At 66.1% G+C, this 12,413-nt stretch carries 9 protein-coding genes; 3 read left to right on the forward strand and 6 right to left on the reverse strand.

Annotation, left to right across the window (positions count from 1 at the left end):
* Nucleotides 1-6: 6 nt before the first annotated feature.
* From F2P45_RS01020 to F2P45_RS01040, 5 genes are all read right to left on the reverse strand, one after another.
* Entirely contained in the window at nucleotides 7-1,272 is a 1,266-nt protein-coding gene (locus F2P45_RS01020; RefSeq protein WP_166869916.1) for a hybrid sensor histidine kinase/response regulator, read from the reverse strand.
* Between the two features lie 130 nt (nucleotides 1,273-1,402).
* A complete protein-coding gene (locus F2P45_RS01025) occupies nucleotides 1,403-4,123 on the reverse strand; it encodes a PAS domain-containing hybrid sensor histidine kinase/response regulator (RefSeq protein WP_166869917.1) in 2,721 nt (906 codons plus the stop codon).
* An 89-nt stretch (nucleotides 4,124-4,212) separates the two neighbouring features.
* The gene (locus tag F2P45_RS01030; protein ID WP_166869918.1) at nucleotides 4,213-5,550 is read right to left on the reverse strand and encodes a hybrid sensor histidine kinase/response regulator; all 1,338 of its coding nucleotides are present in this window, start codon (nucleotides 5,548-5,550) and stop codon (nucleotides 4,213-4,215) included.
* Between the two features lie 45 nt (nucleotides 5,551-5,595).
* Nucleotides 5,596-7,053 carry an ATPase domain-containing protein gene (locus tag F2P45_RS01035; RefSeq protein WP_166869919.1) on the reverse strand — a complete coding sequence of 486 codons (1,458 nt, stop codon included), beginning with the start codon at nucleotides 7,051-7,053 and terminating at the stop codon, nucleotides 5,596-5,598.
* Entirely contained in the window at nucleotides 7,050-7,463 is a 414-nt protein-coding gene (locus F2P45_RS01040; protein ID WP_166869920.1) for a hypothetical protein, read from the reverse strand. The genes F2P45_RS01035 and F2P45_RS01040 overlap by 4 nt, the downstream gene beginning before the upstream one ends.
* A gap of 284 nt (nucleotides 7,464-7,747) precedes the next feature.
* Between F2P45_RS01040 and F2P45_RS01045 the strand changes: the two genes are divergently transcribed.
* Complete coding sequence (locus F2P45_RS01045) at nucleotides 7,748-8,242, forward strand: pyridoxamine 5'-phosphate oxidase family protein (protein WP_166869921.1); 495 nt, start codon at nucleotides 7,748-7,750, stop codon at nucleotides 8,240-8,242.
* Nucleotides 8,243-8,522: 280 nt separating this feature from the next.
* Here the strand turns inward: F2P45_RS01045 and F2P45_RS01050 are convergent, their stop codons facing one another.
* On the reverse strand, nucleotides 8,523-9,647 hold the full coding sequence (locus F2P45_RS01050) for a serine hydrolase domain-containing protein (RefSeq protein ID WP_166869922.1): 1,125 nt from the start codon (nucleotides 9,645-9,647) through the stop codon (nucleotides 8,523-8,525).
* A 198-nt stretch (nucleotides 9,648-9,845) separates the two neighbouring features.
* On the opposite strand from F2P45_RS01050, the gene F2P45_RS01055 reads away from it, so the two are divergent.
* Nucleotides 9,846-10,499 (forward strand): CatA-like O-acetyltransferase, encoded by a 654-nt coding sequence (locus F2P45_RS01055; RefSeq protein WP_166869923.1) that lies wholly within the window; start codon nucleotides 9,846-9,848, stop codon nucleotides 10,497-10,499.
* Nucleotides 10,500-10,747: 248 nt separating this feature from the next.
* Nucleotides 10,748-12,223, forward strand: a complete 1,476-nt coding sequence (locus F2P45_RS01060; RefSeq protein ID WP_166869924.1) for a right-handed parallel beta-helix repeat-containing protein — start codon at nucleotides 10,748-10,750, stop codon at nucleotides 12,221-12,223.
* Nucleotides 12,224-12,413 lie beyond the last annotated feature (190 nt).

Raw genomic sequence — 12,413 nt, forward strand, 5'->3', positions numbered from 1 at the left:
GAAGAACTAACGGCCACTGCCGACAGCGGCGGCGGCGATGAAGCGCGTCACCGCGCTCGATGCCACCAGCGCCAGCAAGGCGTCGATGTCGATCGGCTTGAGCACGTACTGGCCGAAGCCGGCGCCGATGGCGCGTGTGCGGTCTTCCATCTGGCCGTAACCCGAAATGGCGATGGCGAACGGAATATGCGCGCCGGCCGTGCGCCGCAGCTGGGTGATCAGCTCATAACCGTTGAGGCCCGGCAGGTTGATGTCGCAGATCAGCACGTCGAATACCTGGGTGCGCGCCAGCGCCAGCCCGGCGATGCCGTCATAGGCGGCCGTGACCTTGTGGCCCTCGTCCAGCAGCAGCTGGCCGAGGGTATCGTTGGCATCCAGGTTGTCTTCGACCAGCAAGATGCGCCGGCTTGGCGGCAAGGCTCCCGGCGCCAGCGCGGCCTGGGCGCCGTCGCTGACCAGCAGCGGCAGCGAGACGGTGAACACGCTGCCGCGGCCGGGGCCGTCGCTGGCGCCGATCACCTTGCCGTCATGCAGCTCGACGATATTGCGCACCACGTTCAGGCCGACGCCCAGCCCGCCTTCAGCCCGGACCGTGGCGCGGGTGCCGCGGGTAAACAGGTCGAACATGCCGGCCAGTTCATCCTGGTTCATGCCGGCGCCGTTGTCGGCCACCGTGAGCAGCGCCCGCCCCTCGTGGGCGTGCGCCGCCACCCGGATGGTGCCGCCGTCGGCGGTGTACCTGGAAGCGTTGGCCAGCAGGTTGGCGAACACCTGCGCCAGGCGCGCCGGGTCGCCATGCACCGACAAGTCTTCGGGCAAGTCCATGTGCAAGTGCTGGTGGCGTTCCAGGATGCGCACCTGCACCGTGTGCAGGGCGCGCCGCAGCACCGCGCCCAGCTCCACCGGCACGCGCGCCAGCACCAGCTGGCCGCTGTCGATGCTGGCCGCGTCGAGCAGTTCGTCAAGCAGGCGGGTCAGGTTCTGAAGCTGGCGATGGATCACGGCGTGCAGGTTGAGCAGTCCGGACGAGGGCTCGGGCAGCTTGGCCAGCATGGTATTGGCCAGGCTGATCGGCGCCAGCGGATTGCGCAGTTCGTGCGCCAGCATGCCCAGGAAGTCGCTGCGGCGCTCCCTGGCCTGTCCGGCCTCGGCGCGCAGGCGCGCCAGTTCGGCGTCGCGCTCGGCCAGCAGCAGGCGCAGGGCGGCCACCTCGGCGGCGAGATCGTCGTTGCTTGGTGGGTGCGATCCTGTGATGCTGTCCTGGTTCGCCATGGCGTCCTTTCGTCGGGCCGAAGCTGGCTCCCCGAAGTATGCCGCCAAAACGCCATGCGTGTTGACTTTATTCAACGGATCGCCCTCATGCGCAGCGGCGATCGCTGCGAAAGTCGATCAGCCGGGCAGCTCAGGGAATGGCGCTCGGCAGCGGATCGTGCCCGCGCTCCTGCGCCTGCAGCAAGGCCAGGTCGAGCGCCTCCAAGAACTCGGTGATCTGGATCGGCTTGGTCAGGTAGCGGAAAAATCCCGCCTCCAGGCCGCGTGCGATATCGCGCGGCATGGCGTTGGCCGACAGCGCCAGCACCGGTATGTGCGCCGTTTCTTCGTAGCCGCGCAGCATGCGCAGGGCGCCGAAACCGCTCAGGGTGGGCAGATTGATGTCCATCAGGATCACCGAGGGCCGGTAGGCGCGCGCCAGGGCGATGCCCAGATGGGCGTCGATGGCGGTGAGCAGCTTGAACTCCGGGCGCCGGTCCATCAGTTGCTCGACCAGCAGCAGGTTGGCGGGATTGTCTTCCACGTACAGCAAGGTGTGCTGGGCCGCGCCGGGCGCCGGGCGCGCGCGCGCCAGTGCGGCCGCGTCGGCCGCCGACAGCGGCGCCGGCTGGAGCGGCGCCGCGCAGGACGCGAACTCGACCCAGAAGCGCGATCCGCGTCCGGGCTCGCTCTCGACCCCGATCGTGCCGCCCATCAATTCGACCAGTTGCTTGGTCACCACCAGGCCGATGCCGGTGCCCTCCTCCACCCCGTTTTCCTGGCCCAGCCGGTTGAACGGCTGGAACAATTGCGCCACTTGCTCGCGCCCCAGTCCGGCACCGGTATCGGTCACGGCCACCCGCACCATGCCGCCCGGGCGCGAGGAGCAGGCCACATGCACGGAACCTTCGGCACTGTTGTACTTGATCGCGTTCGACAGCAGGTTGATCAGCACCTGCTTGACGCGCACCCGGTCGGCGTGGATATAGAACGGCGTGCCGGGCGTGGGAAACAGCAGGAAGATGCCGCGCGCGTTCGCCTGCGGCCCGACCAGCTCGTTGCAATCGTCGAGCACTTCGGTCAGCGACATCGGCTCGGTCGAAATCGATACCTTGCCCGACTCGATCTGGGCCAGGTCGAGGATTTCATTGATCAGGCGCAGCAAATACCAGCCGCCCTTGAGGATCTGGTTGATCGAGCGCTGCTGCTTGAGGGTGGGCGGCGGGTCGTCCGAGGCCATCAGCTGGGCAAAGCCGAGCACGCCGTTGAGCGGCGTGCGCAGTTCGTGGCTCATGCTCGACAGGAATTCCGACTTGGCCAGGTTGGCCTTTTCGGCGACGGCGCGGGCCGCTACCAGCTCGACATTGTTCGCTTGCAGGGTTTGCTCGAACTGCTGGCGCTCGGTGACGTCGCGCGCGGCGGCGAACACGCCGCGCAGCTTGCGGTCGCGGTCGTAGAAGGTGGTGGCGTTGTACGAGACCACGGTTTGCTTGCCGTCGCGGGCGCGCGCGGTCAGCTCGTAATTGGTGACCTTGCCGGCCGCCAGCACCCGCTTGATGCCGGCCTCGGCGCGCGCCGAATCGGTAAAGTAATTCTTGAACGGCGCACCGATCAGTTCATCGCGGGTGCAGCCGGTCAGTGCTTCCATCTGGTGGTTCACATCGCTGATGATGCCGTGCGGATCGGTCGTCATCAGGGCGTCGATATTCGATTCGATCAGCGAGCGCGTGTAGAACTGCTGGTCGCGCAGGCTCTGGTCGAGCACGGCCTGTTCCGCCTCGACCCGCTTGCGCGCGGTGTTGTCGGTGCCGATCAGCAGGTAGCCGATGATGGCGCCGTCGGCGTCGCGCAGGGCCGTCACCGACACCACCGCCGGGAAGCGGCTGCCGTCCTTGCGGATATAGGTCAGCTCGTAGATGTCTTCGATCCCGCGCGAGGCCTTGAACACCAGCGCTTCGAAACCGGGAGCGATCGGGGTGTCGAGCTCGTCGCTGAGGCTTGCGGCGCGCGCCACCACTTCATCCGGCTCGGAAATGTCGGCCGGGGTGATGCGGTCGACCACGTCGGCGGCGGCATAACCGAGCATCTTTTCGGCGCCGACGTTGAAAATCTGGATCACGCCGCGCGCATCGGTGGCGATGCTGGAAAAATTGGCGCTGTTGAAAATGGCGGCCTGCAAGGCCCCGGCCCGCACCAGCGCTTGCTCGGCATTCTTGCGCGCCGTATTGTCGGTGCCGATCAGCAAGTAGCCGATGATGGTGCCGCCGGCGTCGCGCAGGGCCGTGACCGACACCACCGCCGGCTGGCGGTTGCCGTTCTTGCAGATGTAGGTCAGCTCATAAATATCTTCGATGCCGCGCGAGGCCTTGAACACCAGCGCTTCGAAGCCGGGCGCGATCGGCGTATCGAGCTCGGTGCTCAGGGCGGCGGCGCGCGCGATCACTTCCTGCGGATCGGAAAACGCGGCCGGGGTGATCAGATCGACCACATCGGCCGCCGCATAGCCCAGCATGCGCTCGGCGCCGACGTTGAAGATCTGAATCACGCCCTGGGCGTCGGTGGCGATGCTGGAAAAATTGGCGCTGTTGAAAATCGCGTCCTGCAGCGCTTCCGACTTGATCAGGCGCTGCACCAGCGCGCGCCCGCTGTCGGGAGGACGCTTGAGCACGCGCTGGATCACGCGCGTGGGCCGGCTGCACAGCCATGCGCACAGCAGGGTCAGTGGCACGGCGGCGCCGAAGATCAGGCCCGGCGCGACCGCGCCGGTGGGACTGGCCAGCGCCAGCGCGCCTGCCGCATACAGGGACAGCAGGGCCAGGGCGAAGCCGACGAGCGGCAAATGGCGCGGCCAGGCGGAGTGGGAAGTAAACATGATGAAAACCTTGAGTGACAACGATGAGCGCAAAACCCGGCTCAGCAAGGTTGCGGCGAAGCCGCGCAGACGTGTGATGGCGCGCCGCCCTAGCCCGGGCGCGCAGCGGCGGCGATGAAACGGGTGACGGCGCTCGACGCCACCAGCGCCAGCAAGGCGTCGGCGTCGAGCGGCTTGACCAGGTACTGGCCGAAGCCGGCCGCGATGGCGCGCGTGCGGTCTTCCACCTGTCCGTAGCCGGAAATGGCGATGGCGAACGGAATATGCGCGCCCGAGGTCTTGCGCAATTGCGTGATCAGCTGGTAGCCGTCCAGCCCGGGCAAGCCGATATCGCAGATCAGCACGTCGTAGGCGCGGGCGCGCGCCTGCGCCAGTCCGGACACCCCGTCGTAGACCGAGGTCATCAGGTGGCCCTCGCCCAGCAGCAGGCGGGTGAGCGTTTCGTTGGCGTCCAGATTGTCTTCGACCAGCAGGATGCGGCGGCTGGCGGCCACCGCAGTCGGGGCCGGCAACACGTCCACCACCGAGGCGCCGGCCGCCAGCGGCAGGGTGACGGTGAAGACGCTGCCCAGGCCCAGGCCATCGCTGCTGCCGGTCACCTTGCCGCCATGCAGCTCGACGATGTTGCGTACCACATTCAGGCCGACCCCGAGCCCGCCTTCGGCCCGCGCCAGCGCGCGCGGTCCCTGGGTGAACAGGTCGAACACGCTGGCCAGCACGCTCGCATCCATGCCGGCGCCGTTGTCGCTCACGGTGACCAGGGCGAAGCCGTCGTGGGCGCGCGCGGCCACGCGGATCAGGCCATGGTCGCCGGTGTACTTGGAGGCGTTGACCAGCAGGTTGGCGAACACCTGCGCCAGGCGCACCGCGTCGCCATCGACGATCAATTCTTCCGGCAGGTCGAGCTGCACCTGCTGGTCGCGCTCGAGCAGGCGCACCTGGACCGTCTGCACCGAACGGCGCAGCAACTCGACCAGCGGGGTCGGATTGCGCAGCAGCGAAATCTTGCCGCTGCTGATGCGCGCCGCGTCCAGCAGGTCGTCCAGCAGGCGGGTCAGGTGCAAGACCTGGCGGTGGATGATCGCGTGCAGGTTCAGCAGCTCGATGGACGGCTCGGGCAGGCGCACCAGCATGGCGTTGGCCAGGCTGATGGGCGCGAGCGGATTGCGCAGCTCGTGCGCCAGCATGGCCAGAAATTCGTTCTGGCGCCGGTGCGCGTCCTCGGCCGCGTCGCGCAGGGCGCGCGCCTCGAGCGTGGCCAGCACCAGGTTGCCGTTCGCTTCGCGCAGCTCATCACCCTGGGTCGCCTGCACTGCGGCGGCGGCGCGCAGGGCGGCCACCTCGCCGGACAGTTGCGCCAGCATGGCGCGCAAGGTGGCGGGGTCGGCGCAGTCGTCCCGCGGCGCCGCCTCAACGGTTGGCGTCAAGGCCGGCGATCCTGCGCTACTGTCGTCAATCGCCATGGCGTCTCCCTAAGCGGGCGGCAGGATGGCAGCCGCGCACCCGGACAACAGCCCGGTGTAGGGCAAGGCGCGCGGTTCGATGCGCAGGCCGCCGGCGTCGATCGTGTAGCGGCGCAGGTCGGTGCTGTGCGCGCTGCCGCGCACCTTGACCACCGTGATCACCTTGGCCAGGGTGCCGTCCAGCTCCACGTAGCGCATGGCGACGATGGCGTCGGCCAGGAAGCCGGTGTCGGCCTGGCTGAAACGCAGCTCGGTGAAGCGGTCGTCCAGGCCCATGGTCACCACCACCGTCACGCCGAGGCGCGCCAGTCCGGCCAGGAGGCGGAACACTGAGGACCGGTAGTCACTCTGGAACTCGGGCGCCAGGTACAGGCTGACCTCGGACAGCGAATCGATCACGACGCGCGTGGCGCCGCTGCGCTCGACGGCGACGATCAGGTCGTCGAGCACTTCCTCGACCGACAGGTCGAGCGAGCGGCTCTGGACCAGGATCACGTCGTTGTTGCGGATCAGGGTATCGAGTTCGGCGTTGCGCAAGTGCGCCGCGTCTTTCTGGAAGCAGGCGATCACGCCGCGTTCGCCCTGGCGCGCGCCCTCGGCCAGGAACGCCGTGCCGAGGATGGTCTTGCCCGAGCCGGAGGGGCCGACCACCATCGCCGCGTGCCCGCGCGGCAGGCCGCCGCCGAGCATGGCGTCGAGTTCGGCGCTGCCCATGGCGATCCGGGCCAGCACGCTGGCGCGGATCGGGGGCACGGCCAGCGGCGGCAGCATGCGCGGATAGATCGTCAAGCCTTGCGCGTCGATGCGGAAGGTGTGCGCACCGAGCAAATGGGCCTGGCCGCGCATCTTGACCACGCGCATCTTGCGCACCGAGGAATTGCCGACCACATCGTTCGTCAATGACAGCATGCCGTCGGCCACCGTCATGATCGGATTGGCCTCGATTTCGGCGTTGGCGTATTCGCCGATCAGGAAGGTGGTCGCTTGCCAGCTGGTCATGCGGGTGCCGAGTTCCTGGATGAAATACTGGAGGTCGCTCACGCCCTCGTTGCCGTTCTTCGCCATCTGCACCACCGAGCGGAAGGAATCGACGAACACCAGGCCGGGCGAAAACGCTTCGACTTCGCGCGTGATGCGTTCGAGCACGCCGCTGAAGTCGCCGGCGCGCAAATCGTCGGCCAGGTTGACATAGCGGATGCTGTCGTCGACCTTGTCGATATCGAAAAACTGGTACTGTTGCTGGTAGCGCAGCATTTTCAGGGGCGGCTCGCCGAGCACGGTGAAGAACAGGGCTTTTTTGTGCGGGCCGGCCAGCGCGAACATGATCTGGTGCGCCAGCGTGGTTTTGCCGCTCCCCGGCGCGCCGGCGATGACGTTAAAGGAAAACTCGCTCAGGCCGCCGCCGAGCAAGGTATCGAGCCCGGGCACGCCGGTCGGCTGGAGGCCCAGCTGCACTTTCAGGTTCATGTACTCTTTCCGCCGGACCGCTGGGCCCATGCTGTATTCATCAGGCGGACCGTGAGGGCCTCGCCTATCAGGCCCGACAGCAGTCTGGTAAAACTCTGGAGCAGTGCCCGGTTGAAGGTGTCGGCCGCCTGCGCATCCATCGCGGCCAGTTCGCCGGCAAGGCGTTCGAGCAACTGCGCGCTCGAACGCAGATCGCGGCTGGCCGGGTTGGGGGGCATGCCGGGAACGGTCACGTGGCGTGCGCGCGCGACCATGGCGCACAGCGCGGCTTCCCCGATCAGGGGACTGAGGTGCCTGGACAGGCGCTCCCAGGCGTGCAAGGCCGCCTGGTTGGCGGCGCCATCGCCGTCCGGCGGCGCGGCAAGCACCTCGTCGATCAGTTTTTGCCGCATCGCGTCGCTGGTTTCCATCAAAGGGCCAAGTAAGTAGTGGGTATGTGCACCTTTACAACTGGGCGTAACGCAGTATGGACGCTTATTGGTTTTGGCGCAGGAAAAATTAAGTTACCCTCGATAAGATCGGGAATGCAACACTTTATTGCGCAGGCGTATGGTACACGTCGTTGGGATGCGATGTGCTAGGCTCGGACGGGCACCCGGACGCCCGCCCGGCGGCAATGTGTGCGGTTTAGGCATGTGTTGGCATGCCAGCGGCGCGACGGGATTGCCTTCACGATTGACTGAAAGGAATCCTCATGAACCGCCTCCCCCCTGCACAGCAAGCGCTTGCCAGCCACATCCTTTCCAGCGCGGCCGACCTGACCCTGGCATCGATCCGCGCCGACGGCACCCCGCACGCCTCCACGGTCAGCTTCGCCGCGGACGGCCTGGTGCTGTATGTCGCCATTGCGCTCGACAGCCACAAGGCGCACGAGCTGCGCACCCATCCGCGCGTGGCGCTGACGATCAACGCGCCGTACCGCACCTGGAACGAGATCCGCGGCATGTCGGTCGACGCGGTGGCCGAGCTGATCCACGAGCCGGTCGAAGCGCAGCGGGCGGCGGCGGCCCTGCTGCGGAAGTTTCCCGCGTTTGCGCAGGTGGTGGCCGATACCAGTGCGCTGCCGTGGCCGGGCATGCTGTTCGTGCGGATCACGCCGCTGACCGTATCCCTGCTCGACTACACCCAGGGATTCGGCCACACCGACACCGTCGACCTGCGCGCCGACAGCGCCAGTCGCGTGCCCTGACGGCGCAGCGCCCGGCGCCAGTCCCCGGCATCACCCCCGTTACCACCCACCCCGGTGTCAGGTCTGACATTCGGACACAAGCTCTGCTGTCCCCCTCTGGTGTCAGGTCTGACATTCGGACACGGGCTCTGCTGTAAACCACCCCGTATCAGATCCGACGCCATCAATGTACCATCGGAACTGTCGAGGCCGTGTCTGAATGTCAGACCTGACACCGGCGGTGGGAACTGTCGAGGCCGTGTCTGAATGTCAGACCTGACACCGGCGGTGGTGGGGGCAATCAGGGCGTCTTCTTGGCCGGGCTGAGCTGCGGGAACAGCTTGCCGAAGATGCCGTTCAGGACCTTGTCAGCCCCCATGTCTTCCGCGGCGTTGGCGACCACCAGCGCGCCGCTGCCCTGCTCCGGAAACAGCACCGCGATGGCGAGCCAGTTGCCGTCCGAACCCTGGTGCACCAGCGCCGGCCCCGCACGCCCCGCAACCGAGGCTTGCACGCCCCAGTCCAGGCCGGCCGGACTGCCCGGTTGCGCGGTCTGCATCAGCTTGTAGGATGCGGGCGTCAGCAGCTTGCCCTTGCCCTGGCTGCCGGCCAGCTGGTCGAGATTGAAGCGTGCCCAGTCGGCCAGGCTCATGTGCAGAAATCCCGCCGGCGCGAACATGGCCGGGGCGCCGTCGTCGAACTTGACCATGTCAAGCATCGGCTTGCCGCGCTGGTGGCCGCGGTTCTGGCCGTCGCCCGTGTTGCCGAAACCGACGCGCCGCATCGCCAGCGGCGCGAACACTTCCTTGCGCATCAGCGCTTCGTAGCTCTCGCCGGTGGCTTTTTCGGCGATCGCGGCGGCGATCAGGAAGCCGGTATTGCTGTAGGCGAAAGCGGTGCCGGGCGCGACCTCGGGCTTGTCCTTGAGCGCCGCGGCAATGTAGGCCAGGCGCTGCGGTCCGGTCGGACCGGTGTCGCTGAAGAAGTGTTCGGCGCCCTTGAGATCGAGCAGGTCGCGCGGCAGGCCGGAGCGGTGCGACAGCAGTTGCAGCAGCGTGACCTGGCGGTACTCGGGCAGCATGCCGGCGGCCAGCTCGGGCAGCAGCTTGTCGAGCGGCGCGTCCCAGGCCAGCACACCGCGCTCGGCCAGGCGCGCGATCATGGCCACGGTCATGACCTTGCCGGTCGAGCCGATCAGCCAGACATCGTCGGCCCCGGCGCGCTGCGGCTGGTCGTTGCGCCGCCTGCCCCGCACCGTTTGCGCGGCGATGGCGCCGTCGCGCATGATCACGGCGCCGACCGCAGGCACCTTGCTGCCGGCCATGGCTGCCTTGACGATGGCGTCGAGCTGGTCCGGGGCGGCCAGGGCGCTGGCCGCGCTGGCAAGGGTCAATGCGGCGATAACTGCAATGCGTCGAAACAGCATGGGAAACTCCGGGATCGGGGATACGGTGATTGAGACTGCCTGCAACGCAGGATGAGTACGCAGAGTACGCCGGCGCCCGCAACGGCGCGGCAATCATGCGACAGGCCGTGCATTTGGCGGGATGGAGCGTCGATACCGGGCTGCGGCAAAGCGGGCCGTGGACCGGTGGCGCTGGCCGCCATCGGTTAAACTGCGCGCATGAAAAATTTTGAACTGCGGCGCGACCGCTATGACGCCTTCCGCCAATTCGACAACCCCCTCGTCAATATCAGCCTGACGCTGGAACTGCCCGAGTTCCGGCCGTTCTGCAAGCAGCGCCAGCTTTCGCCATTTCATTTCTTCCTGTATTGCGTGCTGTCGGCGATTGAAACGATCGACAATTTCATGTATCGCATCCATGAAGATGAAGTGATCAAGATCGACGATTTTATCGGCTCGTTCACCGTGATTAACGGCGATAACAATCTGAACTTCGCACGTTTCGCACGCAGCGCGGACCTGCGCGAATTCACCGCCCGCAGCGTGCGCGCCGCCCAGGAAGCGACAGCGAGCCGCGTCCTGATCAATACCCACGCCGACCTGACGCCGCGCCAGATGAGGGAGAATGTGTTCATCACCTGCATGCCGTGGTTCGACATGCGCGCGATCGAGCACCCAATTTTCCGCCACCGCGACAGCGACATTCCCTCGCTCGCCTGGGGCAGATTCAGCGCGCCGGCGGGGGCGACGATGACGCTGCCGTTTTCAGTGCAGGCGCATCACGGCTTCGTCGACGGCTTCCATGTGCATCTGCTGGCGCAGGCGATCGCGCAGCGGGTGGCCGAGGTCATAGCCGAACACGCACCGGCGTAACAGGCGGCGGGGTCGTGGCGGCGGCATTCAGACGGCACTCTTTCTGCTGGCCCGGCGCCGGGCGTTTCCCACGCCATTCCATCCATTCCCGGAAGAAAAAGAAATTCCTGAAATCATAAACGTAAGAAAACGAAACGTCTCTGTTCATTCGAATCGGCGGGAATATGATGAGCGCAGATTGCATGACGAACCGGCAAGTCCGGCTGCGATCGCCCCCCACTTAACGGTTCCAACCTGGAGAATGCCTGATGAAGCGTACACATCGCGTTGTACTACAACTGAGTTGCCTGGCGATGATCGGCCACACCGGCGCGGCCAGCGCCGCCACCATTACCGTCGGTCCCGGCCAGTCGATCCAGAACGCGGTGAACACGGCGATCGCCGGCGACACCGTGCGCGTGCTGGCCGGTACCTACACGCAAAAAGTGAAGCTGGCCGACAAGAACGGCAGCGCGGGCAACTTCATCACCGTCAAGGGCGACGCCGGCGCGATCCTCAGCGGAACCGGGCTGGTGCCGAGCGACCGCGAAGGCTTGATCACGATTACCAATTCGAACTACGTGCGCGTGGAAGGCTTCGACGTCGCCAACTTCATCACCGGCGGCGCGAGTACGCCGGTCGGCATCCTGGTCGAAGGCAAGGGCTCGAACATTCAGATCGTCAACAACAAGATTCACAACATCAAGCACACCAGCACCTGCAGGGAGCCGTGCGCGGTCGGCGCGCACGGGCTGGCCGTGTTCGGCACGCACGCGAGCGGCATCACCGATCTGCTGGTGCAGGGTAACGAGGTGTACCAGAATGTGCTGCAGGCCAGCGAAGCGCTGGTGATCAACGGCAACGTGGACCGTTTCGAAGTGTTGTCGAACAATGTGCACGACAATAACAACATCGGCTTCGACTTCATCGGTTACGAAGGCGAATGCGGCGGCTGCGGCGAAAACGACCGGGTCCGCAACGGCATCGTGCGCGGCAACACGGCCAGGAACAATTCGAGCAAGAGCAACCCCTGGTACGCCAAGGTCGGTTCGGCGGGCGGGTTTTATGTCGATGGCGGCCGGAACATCATTTTCGACCGCAATATTTCGACGGGCAATGATATCGGCTTCGAGTTCGCCAGCGAGCACAAGGGCAAGGCCACCGAAGATATCCTGATGATGAATAACGTCGTCTTCAACAACCGCGAAGCGGGCTTGTCGCTGGGCGGTTATTCCACCTCGGCGGGCGCCTCGCGCCGCATTCAGGTGCACAATAATTCCTTCTACAAGAACCAGGGCTGGGGCACCGAACTGCTGTTCCAGTACAAGGTGACCGACAGCCGCTTCAGCAATAACATCTTCTTCGGCGAAAACAGCGCGGAAGAAGCGTATGAAATCTCCGGCAGCGGCCACAGCAACAACGTGTGGGGCAAGAATATCTGGTGGGGAACCAGCACGGAAGCTTCATCGCTGCCCGGCACGAAGGTGATTGCCGATCCGAAGTTCGTGGCGCCGGCGACCGGCAACCTCAGGCTGCAGGCGGCCTCGCCCGCAGTCAATGCCGGCGCCGTGGCGGCGGCATTGACGAACTGGAGCTCGCCGCTGTGGGCGCGCTACTTTCCGTCCGGCGCGATTGCGGTCAACGGCGTGGCCGATATCAACGGCCAGGCGCGCAGCGAAGGCGTGATCGATCTGGGCGCGGATGAATTCGGCACTGCCGCGATTCCGGCCGGGGCCCCGCGCTAAACCGGGCCGAGGCCATCGCCTGGCGATGGCCTCTCGCCGCTTGCAGCCTGGTGTTACCGCGATACCAGTCGGCGCCGACCTTGCGCAAGCCGTCCGTATTCGCCGGTCCGAGTGCGCCGGAACCGGATCGGCTCTCGTCGATACGCTGAATGCGGTCGATCCACACCGTGTGATCCTTGTTATCGTTCGC

The sequence above is a fragment of the Massilia mucilaginosa genome (assembly GCF_011682145.1).
In the GTDB taxonomy this organism is placed as follows: Bacteria; Pseudomonadota; Gammaproteobacteria; order Burkholderiales; family Burkholderiaceae_D; genus Telluria_A; species Telluria_A mucilaginosa.